Origin of the sequence: Streptococcus sp. HMSC078H12 (assembly GCF_001814615.1) — a bacterium.
In the GTDB taxonomy this organism is placed as follows: Bacteria; Bacillota; Bacilli; order Lactobacillales; family Streptococcaceae; genus Streptococcus; species Streptococcus salivarius_F.
This window is the reverse complement of record NZ_KV817320.1, coordinates 75955-94309: the sequence shown is the minus strand read 5'-3', so window position 1 is coordinate 94309 and position 18355 is coordinate 75955. Positions and strand designations below refer to the sequence as shown.

General features: G+C 41.4%; 19 protein-coding genes. 3 read left to right on the top strand and 16 right to left on the bottom strand.

All coding sequences use genetic code 11. The annotated features are described in order from the left end of the window. Positions 1–11: 11 nt before the first annotated feature. The 14 genes from HMPREF2979_RS04810 to dinB all read right to left on the bottom strand — a co-directional run bounded on the left by HMPREF2979_RS04810 (position 12) and on the right by dinB (position 12828). Entirely contained in the window at positions 12–2078 is a 2067-nt protein-coding gene (locus HMPREF2979_RS04810; protein ID WP_070655404.1) for a cation:proton antiporter, read from the bottom strand. Positions 2079–2086: 8 nt separating this feature from the next. Continuing rightward, positions 2087–2329, bottom strand: a complete 243-nt coding sequence (locus HMPREF2979_RS04805; RefSeq protein ID WP_070655402.1) for a hypothetical protein — start codon at positions 2327–2329, stop codon at positions 2087–2089. Next, positions 2326–2874, bottom strand: coding sequence for a tRNA 5-(aminomethyl)-2-thiouridylate-methyltransferase MnmM (locus HMPREF2979_RS04800; RefSeq protein WP_070655400.1), 549 nt, complete (start codon positions 2872–2874; stop codon positions 2326–2328). The genes HMPREF2979_RS04805 and HMPREF2979_RS04800 overlap by 4 nt, the downstream gene beginning before the upstream one ends. Then, positions 2871–3815: a tRNA modification radical SAM protein MnmL/YtqA gene (locus HMPREF2979_RS04795; protein ID WP_004183328.1), complete on the bottom strand. Its 945-nt coding sequence runs from the start codon at positions 3813–3815 to the stop codon at positions 2871–2873. The genes HMPREF2979_RS04800 and HMPREF2979_RS04795 overlap by 4 nt, the downstream gene beginning before the upstream one ends. An 85-nt stretch (positions 3816–3900) precedes the next feature. After that, positions 3901–4977 (bottom strand): SepM family pheromone-processing serine protease, encoded by a 1077-nt coding sequence (locus tag HMPREF2979_RS04790; RefSeq protein ID WP_070655398.1) that lies wholly within the window; start codon positions 4975–4977, stop codon positions 3901–3903. After that, positions 4955–5452 carry a pantetheine-phosphate adenylyltransferase gene (gene coaD, locus HMPREF2979_RS04785; RefSeq protein WP_070655396.1) on the bottom strand — a complete coding sequence of 166 codons (498 nt, stop codon included), beginning with the start codon at positions 5450–5452 and terminating at the stop codon, positions 4955–4957. Before coaD ends, HMPREF2979_RS04790 begins: the two co-directional genes overlap by 23 nt. Positions 5453–5484: 32 nt before the next feature. Continuing rightward, positions 5485–6024: a 16S rRNA (guanine(966)-N(2))-methyltransferase RsmD gene (rsmD, locus tag HMPREF2979_RS04780; protein ID WP_070655394.1), complete on the bottom strand. Its 540-nt coding sequence runs from the start codon at positions 6022–6024 to the stop codon at positions 5485–5487. 149 nt (positions 6025–6173) lie between these two features. Then, positions 6174–7127 carry a thioredoxin-disulfide reductase gene (trxB, locus tag HMPREF2979_RS04775; protein ID WP_255296714.1) on the bottom strand — a complete coding sequence of 318 codons (954 nt, stop codon included), beginning with the start codon at positions 7125–7127 and terminating at the stop codon, positions 6174–6176. Between the two features lie 32 nt (positions 7128–7159). Next, positions 7160–7384, bottom strand: coding sequence for a DUF4059 family protein (locus tag HMPREF2979_RS04770; RefSeq protein ID WP_002884393.1), 225 nt, complete (start codon positions 7382–7384; stop codon positions 7160–7162). A gap of 211 nt (positions 7385–7595) precedes the next feature. Then, positions 7596–8339, bottom strand: coding sequence for an amino acid ABC transporter ATP-binding protein (locus HMPREF2979_RS04765; RefSeq protein WP_048674802.1), 744 nt, complete (start codon positions 8337–8339; stop codon positions 7596–7598). Continuing rightward, positions 8339–9085 (bottom strand): amino acid ABC transporter permease, encoded by a 747-nt coding sequence (locus tag HMPREF2979_RS04760; RefSeq protein ID WP_096832659.1) that lies wholly within the window; start codon positions 9083–9085, stop codon positions 8339–8341. The genes HMPREF2979_RS04765 and HMPREF2979_RS04760 overlap by 1 nt, the downstream gene beginning before the upstream one ends. 596 nt (positions 9086–9681) lie before the next feature. Then, a complete protein-coding gene (locus HMPREF2979_RS04755; RefSeq protein WP_048674808.1) occupies positions 9682–10512 on the bottom strand; it encodes a transporter substrate-binding domain-containing protein in 831 nt (276 codons plus the stop codon). Positions 10513–10727: 215 nt separating this feature from the next. After that, positions 10728–11618, bottom strand: a complete 891-nt coding sequence (locus tag HMPREF2979_RS04750) for a peptidase (protein ID WP_070655393.1) — start codon at positions 11616–11618, stop codon at positions 10728–10730. A gap of 100 nt (positions 11619–11718) precedes the next feature. After that, positions 11719–12828 (bottom strand): DNA polymerase IV, encoded by a 1110-nt coding sequence (gene dinB / locus HMPREF2979_RS04745; protein ID WP_070655391.1) that lies wholly within the window; start codon positions 12826–12828, stop codon positions 11719–11721. A 267-nt stretch (positions 12829–13095) separates the two neighbouring features. On the opposite strand from dinB, the gene pflB reads away from it, so the two are divergent. The 3 genes from pflB to HMPREF2979_RS04730 all read left to right on the top strand — a co-directional run bounded on the left by pflB (position 13096) and on the right by HMPREF2979_RS04730 (position 16991). Continuing rightward, entirely contained in the window at positions 13096–15408 is a 2313-nt protein-coding gene (gene pflB, locus HMPREF2979_RS04740) for a formate C-acetyltransferase (protein WP_002891716.1), read from the top strand. Positions 15409–15670: 262 nt separating this feature from the next. Next, complete coding sequence (locus HMPREF2979_RS04735) at positions 15671–16453, top strand: carbonic anhydrase (protein ID WP_070655388.1); 783 nt, start codon at positions 15671–15673, stop codon at positions 16451–16453. An 85-nt stretch (positions 16454–16538) separates the two neighbouring features. Beyond that, positions 16539–16991 carry a GNAT family N-acetyltransferase gene (locus HMPREF2979_RS04730; protein WP_070655386.1) on the top strand — a complete coding sequence of 151 codons (453 nt, stop codon included), beginning with the start codon at positions 16539–16541 and terminating at the stop codon, positions 16989–16991. Between the two features lie 16 nt (positions 16992–17007). Here HMPREF2979_RS04730 and HMPREF2979_RS10310 read toward each other — a convergent pair whose 3' ends face one another. Next, the gene (locus HMPREF2979_RS10310; RefSeq protein WP_048674824.1) at positions 17008–17670 is read right to left on the bottom strand and encodes a hypothetical protein; all 663 of its coding nucleotides are present in this window, start codon (positions 17668–17670) and stop codon (positions 17008–17010) included. A gap of 87 nt (positions 17671–17757) precedes the next feature. Further along, positions 17758–18261 (bottom strand): hypothetical protein, encoded by a 504-nt coding sequence (locus HMPREF2979_RS04720; protein ID WP_142255245.1) that lies wholly within the window; start codon positions 18259–18261, stop codon positions 17758–17760. Between the last annotated feature and the right edge of the window lie 94 nt (positions 18262–18355).

Genomic DNA, 18355 nt, shown 5'->3' with positions numbered 1-18355 from the left:
GGCTTCTTCACTTAAGCTCGACCTCGAGCCAGATTAATCATATCATAGGTTAAAGTGTTGCTAGTTTCTTTGAGAGAGTAATCCTCCAAAGTATTGACTTCCTTACGAAGCTGCTTGGCATAACGGCTAGAGATAAGCTCAGCCTGCTCGTACTCGTTGATAACCTTACGTTCCAAATAGTAGCCTCGTAACATTTCATCGACATTGTCTGGATGAAGGTGGGTGATAACCCGCTCAACAAAGGCACCTGACTGAATTATTTCAGCTTCTTGAAGTCGATTGCGCTTCAGATAAGACAAGAGATCTGAGTGATAAACACCTTCCAGATTACTCAAGGCTTCCAAAATCTGCTCAGTATTTGTTAAATAAAGTTCAGCCATATGGTCACGGTTTTCTTCCGTCAACCTAGGACCCCTCCTAGTTTCATCCTGATTAATACGAAACTTGAAAGTAAGAGTCAAGTGCAACAATCTACGAAGGCCACGCACAAAGACAGCTAGAGCGTAAGAAAGACTAGAGACAAAACCACGGTTAATACGACGCTCTAAGCCCTTGATATAACGTTGGTAGAGATTGTATTCGAGTTCTGAAATCTTACCCTTCTTGTAGGCATATTCCAGACCCTCACTCTCAATTTCCATAATCATGACTCGGATATTGGCCAACTCTTCTTTGACATCATTTGATTCCTGCTCCAAGATTAAATCTTCCAAGCGTTGATTGTAGTTGTCAATAGTAGCATAGACAGCTCCTTGATTAGTTGACTGTTTTAGATCTTTTTCCAACTCACCGACCACATCATTAAGAATGGCAATCTGCATATAATGGTTGGTTGTGTGCGCTGGTCCAGTGGCTAGCTTAGGTAGGACTAAGATACCTGTTAAGAAACTTAATAAAGTGATACCCGCTACCGTAAAGAGCAAGAGACTATGTTCCAAAGCCGTCATATTGGCAACCGGAAGCAAAAGGATGGTTGCAATAGAGACCGTTCCTTTGACCCCAGAAAAGGTTAAAAGAGTAGCACCCTTCCAGATTTTTTTCAGTGATCGTTTGGCCCTCCAAGCTCTTTGGGCAAATACCGCACTAATCATAACAAAACGAATGCCAAACATGGTCGCTGTTAAAAGGACGATAGCAAGAAGCATCCAGAGATTATCATAGGTAGTGCTACGCAGTACTGGGGCTGCTAGGGTTGGAAGTTCTGTCCCCAAGAGGAAAAAGACCATGCCATTAAGCATGAAGGTAATGGTTCCCCAAATCGTATGAGAAACACTATCCAACTTGGCATCAAAAACGGTGATTTTTTTAAAGCGACTGGCAAGTGAAATCCCTGCTACGACAACAGCAATAATTCCGGAAGCATGAATTTCCTCGGCTACAAAGTAAGAGGAAATCGGTAGTACCAACTCTAGTAAGAGAGCACCTGTGACATCTGCAGCATCCATATTGTCCAAAATGGTTAAAAAGAGACGATTAAATAAGGCTGTAATCAAGCCAACTAAAAAACCACCAAGCACAGAAATAACCAAATTCCAGCTCGCCCCAAGGAGAGAGAAGGTACCTGTGGTCAATGCAGTCACCGCCACCTGAAAGGCAACCAAGCCAGAGGCGTCGTTCAGAAGACCTTCACCCTGCAAAATATAGCTAATCCACTTTGGAAAACTGAAACGTTTGGAAATAGCCGAATAGGCCACTAAATCCGTTGGCCCAAGAGCAGCACCAATGGCTAGACAGGCAGATAAGGGGACCGAAGCAGGCAAGACGGCCTTAGCAAGATAACCGATTCCCAAAGTAGACACAAAGATAACTGGAAAAATCAAAAATAAAATAAGTTTCCAGTTACGTAAAATACTGGTAATATCACTTTCTTCTCCCTCCCGAAACAGCAAGGGAGCAATAATGAAAGCTAGGAAAAGTTCTGTTTCAAGCTCGAAAGCGCGTCCCTTAAAAAGTAAACCAATACCAACCCCAAAAATAATTTGAATCAAAGGTAGGGGAAGACGTGGAAAGACACGATTGATAACGTTCGATAAAATCAAGCTAAAAAGAAGAACAAGCAAAGCTAATGATAAATGCATAGCTCCTCCTACCCTTCCTTATGACAACAGTTTGAGAATAGTTCTTTTTGCTTACTAATCTTTTTATCAATGGCAGTGACATCTTCCTTGGCCAAAAGTTTATGGCAACGTTCGACCTCAAGACTAGCTAACTTTTTCTTAATTTTAGCCGTTTTACGATTATCAACCTTCTTCAAAGTATCCTCGGAACTTTGCTTATCTATATATTTGGCCTGCATATCTGCAAGCTTTTCTTTAATATCTGTAATCATTGTAATTTCTCCAACATCACCAAAAATGGTGGGGTATTAATTTGATTAAGGGGTTGGTAAAGCATAGCTGTAAAATCACGCTGGTCCAAACCGATAACGTACTCAAGCACAGCATGCTTCTCCATATCGCCACCATCATGACCATAGTAAATCATAATAGCTAAACGACCACCCACCTCTAGACGGTCAAGAATTTTCTCAATGGCCTCAAGGGTCGTGTGGGGTTTGGTAATAACACTCTTATCTGCAGATGGCAGATAACCCAGATTGAAAATAGCTGCACGAATAGGTTCCGTGACATAACGGTCCAGATTTTCGTGACCGTCTAAAATGAGTTCCGCATTTTCAATTTCCAAGTCCGACAAGCGTTGACGAGTCTTTTCGAGCGCCTGCTCCTGCACGTCAAAGGCATAAACCTTCTTGGCAAGACCAGCCAGAAAGGCTGTGTCATTACCATTTCCCATGGTTGCATCGACAGCAACACTCTCATCATCCAGCACTTCTGCTAGAAAGTCATGAGACAGATGAATTGGTCGTTTAATCATGCTTTTTCCTCCTTCTCGTTAGCTACTTTGCACCCTTGCCATGAGTCACGACGTTCCATCTCTTTGTCAATGGCATTGAGGACTTCCCATTTGTTGAGACTCCACATAGGACCAATCAACATATCTCGCGGTGCATCACCTGTGATTCGATGAATGACGATATCCTCAGGGATGATTTCCAACTGGTCACAGATGATGGACACATACTCTTCCTGACTCAGCAATTTAAGACGACCCTCGTGGTAGTCCCTTTGCATACGCGTATTGGTCATCAGGTGGAGGAGGTGGAGTTTAATCCCCTGAATGTCATTGTCCGTCACACAACGGCGAACATTCTCCACCATCATCTCGTGGGTTTCCCCTGGCAGCCCATTAATCAGATGCGACACAATCTCAGCCTTTGGCGCACGCTCACGCACACGCTTAACCGTCTCCACATAAAGATCATAGCTGTGTGCTCGGTTAATGAGCTCTGACGTTTCTTCATAAGTCGTCTGCAAGCCAAGTTCGACGGTCACATGCATACGTTCTGTGAGTTCTGCCAGATAATCAATCACATCATCTGGCAAACAGTCTGGGCGGGTACCGATATTGATACCAACAACACCAGGCTCATTGATAGCCTGTTCGTAGCGTTCCTTGATAACTTCAAGCGGCGCGTGGGTATTGGTAAAGTTTTGAAAATAAACCAGATATTTCTGAACTTCTGGCCACTTGCGGTGCATGAAGTCAATCTCATGGTAAAACTGCTCACGAATCGGTGCCTCAGGAGCTACAATAGCGTCCCCAGACCCCGATACCGTACAAAAGGTACAGCCACCGTGGGCCACTGTGCCATCACGGTTGGGACAATCAAAACCCGCATCTATTGGTAGTTTGAAAATCTTTTCGCCAAAAATCTCACGATAGTAATCATTGACTGTTCTATAACGTTTTTTCATAAAGACTATTATAACACTTTGACCTAAAAAAGAGAGTAAGACTCAGACAAAAAACATGGATTTCTGCCTGTCCTACTCTCGCTTCTTATTTAGTCTTTTTCAAATAATCAATAGCTTCTTGAGCTGTTTTAACGGGGACGATTTTCATCTTGGTTTCCAGTTTCTTAGCAGCTTCCTTGGCCTCTTGATAGTTAGTCTTGGCATCCGGATCAGCCTTTTTCATTTCCTTAGTTACTGGATTATTTGGCACAAAGAAAATGTCTGCACCACTATCAGCCGCTGATTTCACCTTAAGGTAGGCTCCACCGATATCACCGACAGAACCATCCTTTTCAATGGTTCCTGTTCCAGCAATCTTACGACCAGCCTTAAGATCTTGACCAGACACCTGATCGTAAATAGCTAGAGTAAACATAAGACCCGCACTTGGTCCACCGACACCATCAAGTTTAAACTTCACATTTTCAGGACTCTTGACCTCGGTATGGTCTGTCAAACCGATACCAATACCATTTTTACCATTGGCAATCTTGATAATCTTACCAGTAGCAGTCTTTTCTTTATCATCTGTCGTATAAGTGACCATGACTTTTGAACCCAGCTTAAGTCCTTGAACATATTTAATCAAGTCAGCAGAATTATCAAAAGACTTGCCATTGACAGCCGTCACCGTATCGGCAATATTGAGGACACCCTTGAAGCTAGAATCATCAGCCACCTGAAGCACATAGACACCCATATACTCCAAGCTAGCCTCCTTACCAGCCAGAGTCAAGCCCTGATAAATCGCTTGGTTTTGGGAAGTCTCCATGTAAAATTGGTTGATACGCATGAAATCTTCATCAGAGTAATTTCCAGTTGCCTCTTCAGCCGTTTGAAGATTTGCAAAATCATTAAGCTGAGCATAGAGCATCAAGGCTAAAGTCGCCTTGGTTTGAGCTACCGCCACAAAATTGTAGGATCCTTTTGAATCATCAGCTTTCTTGTCTACAGTCAAGACTTCCTTGGTATCAAAAGCACCACCCGGAAGCTCAACATAATAATTATTTAGCGGGAAAAAGAGGGCAAATATGAGGAAAAGTACCGTAAAAATACTTAACAACCACCACTTAATCCGCCAAAGTTTCCCTAATAGTGATTTAGATTCGTTCTTGTTTGCCACGCTTGGCCTCCACTTCCTTAACAACTGCTTGAGGAACATAAGAACTAATGTCCCCCTCAAAATAAATCAACTCACGCACTCGACTCGAGGACACTGGTGTCACCTCATGACTGGCAATCAAATAAACCGTTTCTAGCTCTGGTGCCAACCCCTTATTGAAATAATCCATATTAGCCTCATAGTCGAAATCTGTCGCATTACGAAGACCTCGGACCAAATAAGTCACCCCAAGATCTCTAGCGACATCTACAGCCAAACTATCGTGAGCCGTTATAACCTTGACATTGGAAAGATCTGCCACAACCTCTTTCAAGATACGATTGCGAGTCTCCACGTCCCAGAAGCTCTGCTTATTTTTATTATAAAAGAGACCGATATAAAGCTCATCAAAGAGCTTGCTGGCTCTGGCAATAATATCCATATGCCCATTAGTAATCGGATCAAAAGACCCCGTAAACATAGCAATCTTTGTCATAGCATTCCTTTCTACAACTTCCCTATCAAAGGCTAACGCACGTATACGGTCACCTTACTGATACCATAAGTTTTCTGTTTCCAAATCCCAAAGTTTGAAATTTCTTCAGGCAGGTCCACAGCCTTATCCGTCTCGCAAACCAACATAACTTCCTCAGCCAAGAGTCCTTGCTCCTCTAACTGAGTAATATTGGCTACAATCTGCTCTTTGGCATAAGGCGGATCTAAAAGTACCAAATCAAATTGACCTGTCAATTGTGTCAGCGCACGCGCCGCATCCATCTTCAAAAGCTGGAACTGCTTCTCACTCTTAGTCATCTTGATATTTTCCTGGATAACAGCCTGTGCCCGACGATCCTTTTCCACGAGGACAGCAGACGACATGCCACGACTAACTGCCTCAATAGCCAGACTACCGCTCCCAGAGAACAAATCCAAAACACGCCCTCCATCAAAGAAAGGACCAATCATATTGAAAATGGCACCCTTGACCTTGTCCGTTGTTGGACGAGTCGTTTTGCCTTCTAACGTTTTAAGCGGACGTCCGCCAAATTCACCTGCTACAACACGCAAGTCGGTCACCTCGTTTTTACTGATTTTTAGTAAGACTTTTCTATTATAACAAAAATTACGCATAGATGTTGGTCCAAAGGGGACTAGACAAGCTAAATCCCCCCAAGAGAACACAAAAAACTCGAGAACCTCCCGAGTTTCTATTCATTTTACTTATCACCAAGTGCAGTCACGTAGTTGTAAGCTTCGATACCAGCTGTGGCACCATCACCTACGGCTGTTGTAATTTGGCGAAGGTCTTTCTGACGAACATCCCCAATGGCAAAGATACCAGGAATACGTGTCGCCATCTTATCATCTGTAATTACCCAACCGTCTTGGTCAGTGATGTCGAGACCTGTCAAGTAATCTGAAACAGGATCAAGTCCCACATAAACGAAGACACCGCCAAATTCGTGGTTAGTCACCTCACCAGTTTTGACATTCTTGATATCAACACTGCGAACCTTGATGTCATCACCCTTGATTTCTTCAACGACTGAATCCCAGATAAACTTGACCTTTTCATTAGCGAAGGCACGGTCTTGAAGAACCTTTTGGGCACGCAATTCATCACGACGGTGAACAATGGTCACGCTATTGGCAAAGCGTGTCAAATAAATTCCTTCTTCAACGGCAGAGTCTCCACCACCAACAACCAAGAGGTCTTGATTACGGAAGAAGGCACCATCACACACCGCACAGTAAGATACCCCACGGCTGTTGTACTCTTCTTCGCCAGCAACACCAATGTGGCGGTGTTTGGCACCAGTCGCGATGATAACTGTCTTGGTTTGGTACTCCTCGTCACCAGTTTTGACAACCTTATAGTCACCCTTGTCTTCGATACCAGACACGATACCATAAAGATTTTCAACGCCTAATTTTTCCAAAGGTTCGAACATCTTCATTGACAATTCTGGACCAGAAATACTTTCAAAACCAGGGTAATTTTCAATATCAGACGTGTTATTCATCTGTCCACCAGGAGCGCCTTGCTCCAAAGTTGCCACTTTAAGGTTGGCACGTGCTGCATAGAGTGCTGCAGTCATCCCCGCAGGACCAGCTCCAATAACAATTGTATCGTACATGAGTAACTCCTTATATGATTTTCTTGTAGAGATATCTTACACCTAATGTGCCAACAAAGCTAGAATTATGCATTCAGCACAATCAGAATCGCCATAAAAGCAAATGCCAAAACGGGAATCGACACCATCGACATCATAATAGCATCATAGAGGGCACCTTGACGCTCCTTCACAGTTTTGTCCGCACGACGTAAAGCACGCCATCCAAGCCAAATGGCACCAATCACCAAGCACACAAAGAAAGCAATCACAAGGCCTAAGAGGTAAAATTTAAAAATATTTAATAACATAAATCATCCTAAAGTGAGAAATAGAAAAGGCTGAGATAACATTCTCCAACCCCTAAATTCGACTAGTAATAACTGCTCGATGCAGTCTCTGATTGGACTATAGTCGCCTTTGAAACATTCAAAAGTTCCTAATCATCCTTGTGGGACTTGTACTATGGACTAAAATGTCGCCCACTCCCACCACCTTTTCTATTGTAACAAAAATCCCATCTTAAAGATATTGTTTTGAATAAGAAGCGAAAAATTCTTTTGTTCGTTCTTCTTTTGGATGGTTAAAGATTTCATCAGGTGTTCCCTGTTCAAGGATACGACCTTTTTCAAGGAAGAGCACCTTGTCAGCCACTTGATAAACAAAGTTCATATCGTGACTGACCAAAATCATGGTTTGACCTGACTTAGCTGCATCAGCGATTGATTTTTCAACCTCACCAACCAACTCAGGGTCAAGAGCAGATGTTGGTTCGTCAAGCAAGAGCACATCAGGCTTCATTGCAAGGGCGCGGGCCAAGGCCACACGTTGCTTTTGACCACCTGACAAGTGACGTGGGTAGTGATTTTCACGATTAGAAAGCCCAACCTTAGCAAGCTCTTCTTTCGCAATCTTAGTAGCCTCTTCGTCAGAAAGTTTCTTAACAATCTTAAGACCTTCCTTAACATTATCCAAGGCTGTACGACGTTCAAAGAGGTTGAACTGTTGGAAAACCATGGCCAACTTGCGACGAAGAGTAAGGATTTGTTCTTTGGTAATTGTTTCGAAATCTACCTTGAAATCATCAATGGTAATAGTACCAGAATCAGGTTGTTCCAAATAGTTTAAGCTGCGAAGAATTGTTGATTTCCCTGCACCAGAGGCACCAACAAGAGCCACAACTTCACCCTTTTTAATGTCAATATCAATACCATCGAGAACCTTTTGACCTGAAAATTCCTTGGTCAAATTTTTGATACTAATCATTAGCGGTCACCTCCAATTCCAGAAATGTCAGTCACTTCAGGCGCCTTAATGGCCATGTGATTTTCAACTGAACGACCAATATACTCAATCAAGATTGAGATTACCCAGTATACAAGGGCAACTGAGATATAACGTTCAAAGTAACGGTAGTCGGCACCACCCAAGATTTGAGCCTGTGCATACATTTCGACGATACCAGCACTAAAGGCAAGTGATGTTCCCTTAGTCAAACCAATCAAACTGTTAATCAAGCTTGGTGTTGCAATAACTGCCGCATTTGGAATAATAACACGACGGTAAACCTGTGCTGATGTCATCCCAAGAGAACGGGCAGCTTCGATTTCCCCAGCATCAACAGCCTGAATCGCTGCACGAATGGTTTCACTCATGTAAGCTGCTTCGTTAAAGGCAAAGGCTGTAATCGCGAAGATAGCTGGTGGAATCTCATTAATATTCCAATCCAAACCAAATTCACCATTCAAATAACGAAGGAAGAGTGGAATACCATAGTAAGTCAACATGAGTTGTACAAGGATTGGTGTCCCACGCAAGAAGCTTACAAAAACTGCTTGAATTGGATAAAGGATACGTACTCGATTGATCTTAACGACCGCAAAGACAAGGGCCAAAATCAAACCGAAGAAAGCACCTGCAATGGTCAATCCCAAAGTCAAAGGCAAGCGTTCCACAATCTTAGGAACAGCATCAAAGACTGCCTTCCATGAGAAGAGCTTACCAGCTGGCATCCAAGATGAGATCCACTTGAAGACAATTGTAATCAATTGCAAAACATAGCCCCAAAGAATTTCTACTAGCCAAGACAAGGGAATGGCTAAAGCAACAGCTACTGCCAAACCAACCAAGCCAATGATAACTTGGAGATACCAAGGTGACCGATTAAATGCTTCTATACTCTTTTTCACAATGTCGCCCTTTCTTTCTAAAAAAGTAGGTTAGCCTAGTGCTAACCGTTCAAATATCTTATTATAATTTTATAGTATTCATTTTAGCACGACTCAGAAAGTCTGTGAAATAGTCTTTTCTTATCATAGTGATAAGGAAATCATATCACTGATAATAATAACTTGTTAAGACCAAAAAGATTTGAACTAATTCCTTATTTAACGAACAAAGTGAGCATAAACCGAGGCTTTCCGGCGTGAGAAAAACACCTGAAACTTTAAAGTTTCAGGTGTTCGGAAGTTTTGAGACCTTAGGCTCAAAACTTAGTCATGGAGCTTCGACGAAGGTCGCTGACGTCCGTCATCACCTCAGGAAAGCCTCAAAAGAAAGCTTTGTGTTTAATCCACAGCTGAGATGGCAACCTCAACCTTCATCAGTCTTATTTCAAATCACTGACGTAATCGCCACCGAAATATTCCTTGCTGAGTTTGGCAAGGGTTCCATCCTTCTTAAGCTCTTTGATACGTTTATTGACAAAGGTCTTGAGTTCCTTACCTTGCTTATCATTTGAGAATAGAAGATATTCAAGACCATCAGTCTTCATACCAATATCATCTTTAATCTTGTTTACAGCTAGCTTATAGCCTTGATCTTTGACAATGTACTCAGACGAAATCGCATCATAAAGGATAAAGTCAATCTTTCCTTCTTGAATGTGTTGAATACGTGTTGAAAGACCCGTTGAGCTAGAAGCATAGTTGATAGTAATTGGTGTCTTGTCCGCATTGGCATGGTTCCAATTTTCAAGCAACTGAGCATAGTTAGAGCCAGGAAGCACCTCTGTTGTCTTGCCAGACAAATCATCTAGGCTAGTATACTTGGTACCCTCAGCACTAGTGATGGCATAGTTAGAACGTGAAATCGGATCTGAGAAACCATATTTCTGAGCACGTTCTTCATTGTAGTTGAAGTCATTAGCCGCAATCTGATAACGTCCAGAATCCACCCCTGTCAAGATGGAATCAAAAGGTGTCGTTACAAACTTGACCTCATATTTGTCCGAATCCTTGAAAATAGCCTTGACCAAATCAATATCATAACCCTTGAAGTCATCACCCTTTTTGAAAGTGAAAGGCGCCGTATCAGAGTCTGTCGCAACAGTAATCGTCTGCTTTTCACCAGATGCCTTACTGTCACTCTTGTTCCCACAAGCAGCCAAAGTCAAAACCGACAAGCCAAGAATCCCTAAACCTGCAAGCCATTTTTTCATATCTATAATCCTCGATACTTTCATTAATAGTTAGTGATAACAGTTTACCATCTTCCTCCAAACTCGTCTAATAATAAAAACCTAAGTGGTGATAGAAAATGGTTATAGGGGGAATGGATACAACGAACAATAAGAAAAGAGCTGCCACTGGTGTGACAACTCTTCTCGTCCAAAAAAGCTTTCCGTACATGTTTAACATCAAATGCAATAAAACTCTACTTATCCTTACTTGATGACTTACTGCTTGAATCGCTACTGTCTTCAGGTTGATAATCTGACAAATTCTTATGGATGCGTTCAGCGTAAACGGCTCTGCTTCCTGATTCATCATGGTCAACCAAGGCTTCGGCAAGCTCTTTATAATCTTCTATAGAAATCGTCCAGTTGCCTCCATCATCTTTGGTTAGCTTGAAGGTCTTTTCTAGATCATCAGCACCTGTCAAAGGTGTATAGGCCATTTCTTTATCAATATCCTTAAATTGTGTCAAATCGCCGTTAAAGTTTTCACCATAAAGGAATTTCGTTGTGAGATCTTTGGCTTTACCTTTTTCCACATCGTTGTTATCTGCTTGATTCCATTGTTTCAACTTGTCAATGTCGTTGTCATAGAGACTCATAAGGAGAGTACGAACAGCAGCTGCAGCTCCATAGGCACTAACAGAACGCGAAGTAAAGGTAACTGTCGCTTCATTTCCTTTAACTTTGACATCTTTCAACTTATAGTCCTGAATCTTACCAATCATATTACGACGGACCTTGAGGAACTTAGAAAGCACTTGAGTTGGGGTCTTAGCATCATAACCTTCAATGTATTTAAACGTATACTTGTCTTCCGGTGTATACCCCTTTTCTTCGATAGTATCTGCAACTTGTTTTTCAAAGACTTTCGTTTCAGTCCAGGTTTCGTAATTTTCACCGTAGAGTTTTGAAAAACCGTTACTAGATTTTCCAAGCATAGTATCAATTAAAACTGTCGCATCAGCCTTGGCACGTTCTGTCGGAGTTGGTGTCGCTTTTTTCTTCTCAGCTGGCTTATTGGAAGCACAAGCTACGAGAACCAAGCAAGCTGCCAGAATCAGTCCTAAATAGGTAAGAACTTTTTTCATTAAGATTATTCCCTCATTTCTTTTAGTTACTATTTAAGATAGCATAGGTCTGATGATTCTTCAAGGTCACTTTCCAAAAGAAAAAATCAAAACTCTACTATTATAATGACTCCAAATCATCTAGGTCCAATTGCCTGCCTTCTTGATCTTCCAGACCCGTCAGCGTCACACCGAGCAAGCGAACACCACTGCTATTTTCCTCCAGTTGGTCAAAAATGATATGTGCAATCCTTTCGATGGTGTCGAAATCCTGGGTCGATTTGTCCAAGGTCATACGCTTGGTTAAGGTCGAAAAATCCGAATAACGGACCTTGATGACAATAATTCGACCGACTTTTTTATTTTTCTGAGCACTTTCGGCTACCCGCCTAGCATTCTTAGTCAACTCAGCCTTGATGTCATCTTCATTATAAAGAAGCTTGCCGTAGGTTCGCTCACTTCCGATAGATTTACGGACACGATTGGGCCTGACAGGACTATTGGAAATCCCTCTAGCCTTACGAAAGAGATCAAATCCAAAACGTCCAAAACGATCAATCAGAGTCATCTCAGGAATCTTCAGAAGATCGGCACCGGTGTATATTTCCATGTCATGAAGACGTTCAACTGACTTTTTACCTACCCCATGAAACTTTTCAATAGGTAGCTTTTCCAAAAATTCTTGAGCCTCCTCTGGAAGCACCACCGTCAAACCAGCAGGCTTTTGAAAATCAGAAGCTAGTTTGGCGATAAATTTATTGTAGGAAACTCCTGCTGAACAAGTCAGGTGAAGTTCCTGCCAGATATCATACTGGATAAGTTTGGCTACCTTAACCGCCGATTTGATACCAAGCTTATTTATCGTCACATCAAGATAGGCTTCGTCGATAGACATAGGCTCTACCAAGTCGGTATAGCGTTTAAAAATCTCACGAATTTGCATCCCTACCTCTCGGTAATGGCTATAATTTCCTGAGATAAAGATAGCATTGGGACAACGTTCATAGGCCTCCTTAGAAGACATGGCTGAATGGACACCATATTTTCTAGCCTCGTAATTACAGGTTGATACCACACCACGTCCCCCTGTTTTTCTAGGATCGTGACCGATAATAACCGGCTTGTCCTTAAGACTGGGGTCATCCCTCATCTCAACCTGAGCAAAAAAGGCGTCCATGTCAATATGGATGATTTTCCGACTGGTATCATTTATTAGAGGAAACTCTAACATGGCTCCCTGCCTCCTTTCTCAGATTTATCTCATTGTAAAGCTTTTCACATAAAACTTTGGGACTACAAAGCATTCTCCCCTTATGATACCAAAATCTACCAAAAAACAGAAATTTATAATACAGATTTGTCGTTTTCAAAACTGTATTATAAAAGAATGTCTCTAAAAACACAGTTTTAAAGTTGTGTAAGCGGTTACTGTGTGATAGAATACTTCTAGAGAATGTAACAGATGATTTTGTTACTAGAATTAGAGGAGATCCAAACTATGGCAACGGTTAAAACTAACACAGATGTTTTTGAAAAAGCGTGGGAAGGCTTTAAAGGAACTGACTGGAAAGAAAAAGCTAGCGTTTCACGTTTCGTTCAAGCAAACTACACACCTTATGATGGTGACGAAAGCTTCCTTGCAGGACCAACTGAACGCTCTCTAAAAATTAAAAAAATCGTAGATGAAACTAAAGCAGGCTATGAAGCTGAAGGACGCTTCCCAATGGATACTCGTCCAACTTCAATCGCTGACATTGACGCAGGATACATTTCAAAAGAAGATGAACTTATCTATGGTATCCAAAATGATGAGCTCTTCAAATTGAACTTCATGCCTAAAGGTGGTATCCGTATGGCGGAAACTGCTTTGAAAGAACACGGTTATGAACCAGACCCAGCTGTACACGAAATTTTCACAAAATACGTGACTACAGTTAACGATGGTATCTTCCGTGCTTACACTTCAAACATCCGTCGTGCACGTCACGCTCACACAGTTACTGGTCTTCCAGATGCTTACTCACGTGGACGTATCATCGGGGTTTACGCTCGTCTTGCCCTTTACGGTGCTGACTACTTGATGCAAGAAAAAGTTAACGACTGGAATGCTATCAAAGAAATCGACGAAGAAACTATCCGTCTTCGTGAAGAAGTTAACCTTCAATACCAAGCACTTCAAGATGTTGTTCGCCTTGGTGACCTTTACGGTGTAGATGTTCGTCGTCCAGCCTTCGATACTAAAGAAGCTATCCAATGGACAAACATCGCCTTCATGGCAGTATGTCGTGTAATCAACGGTGCCGCTACTTCACTTGGTCGTGTGCCAATCGTCCTTGACGTATATGCAGAACGTGACCTTGCTCGTGGTACTTACACTGAATCAGAAATCCAAGAATTCGTTGATGATTTCGTTATGAAACTTCGTACAGTTAAGTTTGCTCGTACAAAAGCTTACGACCAATTGTACTCAGGTGACCCAACATTCATCACAACTTCTATGGCTGGTATGGGTGCTGACGGACGTCACCGTGTTACTAAGATGGACTACCGTTTCTTGAACACTCTTGATAACATCGGTAACTCTCCAGAACCAAACTTGACAGTTCTTTGGACTGATAAATTGCCTTACTCATTCCGTCGCTACTGTATGCACATGAGCCACAAACACTCTTCTATCCAATACGAAGGTGTAACTACTATGGCTAAAGACGGATACGGTGAAATGAGCTGTATCTCATGTTGTGTATCACCACTTGACCCAGAAAACGAAGAACAACGTCACAACATCCAATACTTCGGTGCTCGTGTTAACGTACTTAAAGCCCTTCTTACTGGTTTGAACGGTGGTTACGACGATGTTCATAAAGACTACAAAGTATTTGACATCGATCCAATCCGTGACGAAGTTCTTGACTTTGACACTGTTAAAGCTAACTTCGAAAAATCTCTTGACTGGTTGACTGACACTTACGTAGATGCCCTTAACATCATCCACTACATGACTGATAAGTACAACTACGAAGCTGTTCAAATGGCCTTCTTGCCAACTAAACAACGTGCTAACATGGGATTCGGTATCTGTGGTTTTGCAAATACTGTTGATACATTGTCAGCAATCAAATACGCTACAGTTAAACCAATCCGTGACGAAGATGGCTACATCTACGACTACGAAACAATCGGTGAATACCCACGTTGGGGTGAAGATGACCCACGTTCAAACGAATTGGCAGAATGGTTGATTGAAGCTTATACTACTCGTCTTCGTAGCCACAAACTCTACAAAGATGCAGAAGCTACAGTTTCACTTCTTACAATCACTTCTAACGTTGCATACTCTAAACAAACTGGTAACTCTCCAGTTCACAAAGGGGTATACCTCAACGAAGATGGTTCAGTGAACTTGTCTAAATTGGAATTCTTCTCACCAGGTGCTAACCCATCTAACAAAGCTAAAGGTGGATGGTTGCAAAACTTGAACTCACTTGCAAGCCTTGACTTCGGTTATGCGGCTGACGGTATCTCACTTACTACTCAAGTATCACCTCGTGCCCTTGGTAAGACTCACGACGAACAAGTTGACAACCTCGTAACTATCCTTGACGGATACTTCGAAAACGGTGGACAACACGTTAACTTGAACGTTATGGACTTGTCAGACGTTTACGAAAAGATCATGAGCGGTGAAGATGTTATCGTACGTATCTCTGGATACTGTGTAAACACTAAATACCTCACTCCAGAACAAAAAACTGAATTGACACAACGTGTCTTCCACGAAGTTCTTTCAATGGACGACGCTTTGGGATAAAATAACTAAAGAGCTCGCAATAGCGGGTTCTTTTATTTTTGCCAAAAACTAGTTTTCATTATATTTTTCTAAATCTACTATCATTTACATTTGACTTTTCATCAGATTAGCTATAAAATAAAAGCGTTTCCGTTTGGTATCTCCAAACGCTTCCTTCTCAGAAGCACCTTAGAGAAACGATACTCAATGACTGTTAAACGGATGGTTTCTAATAACACGTAGACTATCATTGTTATAAGATTAAAGAGTATAAGGAGGACAAATGAATAAGAAAAGTTTTAAGATAATTGGATTAGTCTCTCTCGTAGCAAGCACTGTCCTACTCGTAGCCTGCCAGTCTGATACAAAAAACGAATCCTCAAAGTCCAAGGACGTTCAATGGGGTTATACTGGTGCTACTGGTCCAGACCATTGGGGTGACCTTTCTAAAGATTATGAACTCAGCAAAAATGGTAAAGAACAATCTCCGATCAATATCACCGGAGCTGAGGACGTTGATCTTCCAGAACTAAACCTTAATAATCAAGAATCAGAAGCTCAAGTTGAAAATAACGGGCATACGATTGAAGTCAGCTTTAAAAATCCAAAGAATACCCTAACGATTGGTGATGATGTCTATAAATTACAGCAGTTTCATTTTCACGCACCTAGTGAGAATGAAATTGATGGTCAGACTTATCCTCTAGAGGGGCACTTCGTCTATAAGACAGATAATGGAAAAATCACAGTTATCTCAGTTCTCTATAATTATGGCGATGAAAATCAAGCCTTAAAACAAATCTGGGATAAAATGCCTCAGGCGGCCAATACAGAAACCGAGCTTCCTCAGGCTATATCACTAGACGATTTCTATCCTGAAGACAAGGACTACTACAACTTCGAAGGTTCCTTGACAACACCTCCATGTACTGAGGGTGTTAACTGGATTGTCTTCAAGAATCAAGAAACCGTTAGCAAAGAACAAGTGGAAAAATTCACCCAAACCCTTGGATTTGAAAATAACCGCCCTATCCAAGATACAAACGGTCGAAAAATTAAAGAATAAAACAAGATCAAAAGCTTGATGATACCTCCTCGCATCGAGCTTTTTTTCATTGACAACTAACTATAGACTTTGTTACACTTGCCCTATGATTATCAAACATACAAGAGACACACTCTCAGAAACTTACCTCGATGCCGTAGCCATCCGAAACACTGTTTTTGTAAAGGGTCAAGGCGTTCCTCGCTCCATCGAGATTGATGCGAATGAAGCCTACTGCATCCACTTTGTTCTATATGATGACAAAGGCAAGGCTGCAGCAACCGTACGCCTACTACCGAATAAAGACTTGACTCAGGTTACCCTCCAACGTATGGCGGTGCTTGTTGACTACCAAGGTCAAGGTCTGGGGATCATTCTCCTAAAAGAAGCTGAAGATTTTGCACAAGAACAAGGCTTCCAGACTATTTCTCTCCATGCTCAACTCGGTGCACTTAAGTTCTACCTCAATAATGGCTATCAAGAAGTCGGTAACATCTTTGAAGAAGCTGGTATCCAACACATTACTGTTGAAAAATCCTTAATAAGTAAAAAAGCTTAAGCAGTTGACCTACTGCTTAAGCTTCTTCTTTTGTCGCAAATATAGGATAACCATGCTCGACAGCTAGAACTGTCACATTTTTTCTAGCTTTTAATCTCTCTGTGATTTTTTTCCAGCTACGATTTCCCATAATGATAACGATCATCGTTACCATATAAACTAAAAAAGCAGGATATCTAGCAAAGTCGGTAAATGTCAATTTTAAGGACTCCAGAATTTTCCTGAGTATAAAGGCGTAACCAATCACAATATGAGTGAGTGCACAAAAGTACCCTAAACATATAAGCAAATACTCTATTTGAAGCTTCTTGGAACGCCTCTTGTAGAGCAACTTATAGTCTTGACCATACTTTTCAAACACAGGAAAATGAATATCAAACCCTCTTCTCATACGAAGGACTTTTAAATCGGGTTGGGCACGATACCCAAGGCAATGAATCAGTTTGTATAGTAGTTCTCTTATCAAAATATAAAAAGAAATAATAAGGTTAGATAACAAGCTAATAAATACCAAAACTACAAAAGAGTCTACATCTCTATCCGTCGTCAAAAAAATGATCACCACTGTAAAACACATACCACAGACAAAGAGACTACTCCCGTTAAGCATGCAAAAGAGAAGACTCAGAAACCAGGAGACAAATCTACTTTGTTTAGGTGGCTTAAGCGACCGTTCCATTATGAACTCCTTCTTCATGATTCCAATCAAAACATGGTAATTTTTGATTAACTTGGTGAGCCCTTCGTATAAGCATCACTTTAGTCTTTATTTCTTTAGAAAAATAGGGTAAAAATACTCCTCTGAGATAACTTTTAAGTTAAAATAACGGACAAAGTGACTTTTCAGATGTATGAGCCATCTTACAGAAAAAATCAAAACACCACATAAGAGCAAGAAGATTATATAGCCAACTTTTCCTAAGGTGAAGCTATAACCGATTAGAATAACTAAGATGATTAAGAGGTAGAGTCTACCAAGAGTCGCTAGGAAATAAAGAAATTGATGTCTAAGAGAGCGCTTATCATATAGTATTTTGTAGGCATCTGTCGTTTTTTCAAAAAATACTATATATGACGTTCTACCTCGGTAATCCTCTTCTCCAAAGGGGCGGGCATGGTAACCACAGAAATGAAAAAGTTTAAATAAGATGCCATTCCACATCCTATAAAATGTCACAACCAAAAGTATGACAGCAATAACTTTTGGAATATCCACCTTTTGCCCGACCTGACCAACACCAAATAGATGCTTCAGCCATACAAATGTCACATAAGACAAGACTATCAAACATATCTTCAAAAAGATAAACAATTGTGTCGCCCCGACACTAATCTCACCTTCTAGAGGATTAAAAGATGTCCCT

Bases quoted from the DNA above. Each gene is read 5' to 3' on its own strand.
- HMPREF2979_RS04800 (WP_070655400.1), bottom strand. From the start codon at position 2,874: ATGATTAAACGACCAATTCATCTGTCTCATGACTTTCTAGCAGAAGTG.
- dinB (WP_070655391.1), bottom strand. From the start codon at position 12,828: ATGTTAGAGTTTCCTCTAATAAATGATACCAGTCGGAAAATCATCCAT.
- pflB (WP_002891716.1), top strand. From the start codon at position 13,096: ATGGCAACGGTTAAAACTAACACAGATGTTTTTGAAAAAGCGTGGGAA.
- HMPREF2979_RS04795 (WP_004183328.1), bottom strand. From the start codon at position 3,815: ATGAAAAAACGTTATAGAACAGTCAATGATTACTATCGTGAGATTTTT.
- HMPREF2979_RS04730 (WP_070655386.1), top strand. From the start codon at position 16,539: ATGATTATCAAACATACAAGAGACACACTCTCAGAAACTTACCTCGAT.
- HMPREF2979_RS04770 (WP_002884393.1), bottom strand. From the start codon at position 7,384: ATGTTATTAAATATTTTTAAATTTTACCTCTTAGGCCTTGTGATTGCT.
- HMPREF2979_RS04810 (WP_070655404.1), bottom strand. From the start codon at position 2,078: ATGCATTTATCATTAGCTTTGCTTGTTCTTCTTTTTAGCTTGATTTTA.
- HMPREF2979_RS04755 (WP_048674808.1), bottom strand. From the start codon at position 10,512: ATGAAAAAATGGCTTGCAGGTTTAGGGATTCTTGGCTTGTCGGTTTTG.
- HMPREF2979_RS10310 (WP_048674824.1), bottom strand. From the start codon at position 17,670: ATGGAACGGTCGCTTAAGCCACCTAAACAAAGTAGATTTGTCTCCTGG.
- HMPREF2979_RS04735 (WP_070655388.1), top strand. From the start codon at position 15,671: ATGAATAAGAAAAGTTTTAAGATAATTGGATTAGTCTCTCTCGTAGCA.
- HMPREF2979_RS04805 (WP_070655402.1), bottom strand. From the start codon at position 2,329: ATGATTACAGATATTAAAGAAAAGCTTGCAGATATGCAGGCCAAATAT.
- HMPREF2979_RS04750 (WP_070655393.1), bottom strand. From the start codon at position 11,618: ATGAAAAAAGTTCTTACCTATTTAGGACTGATTCTGGCAGCTTGCTTG.
- HMPREF2979_RS04765 (WP_048674802.1), bottom strand. From the start codon at position 8,339: ATGATTAGTATCAAAAATTTGACCAAGGAATTTTCAGGTCAAAAGGTT.
- HMPREF2979_RS04760 (WP_096832659.1), bottom strand. From the start codon at position 9,085: ATGCCAGCTGGTAAGCTCTTCTCATGGAAGGCAGTCTTTGATGCTGTT.
- coaD (WP_070655396.1), bottom strand. From the start codon at position 5,452: ATGACAAAGATTGCTATGTTTACGGGGTCTTTTGATCCGATTACTAAT.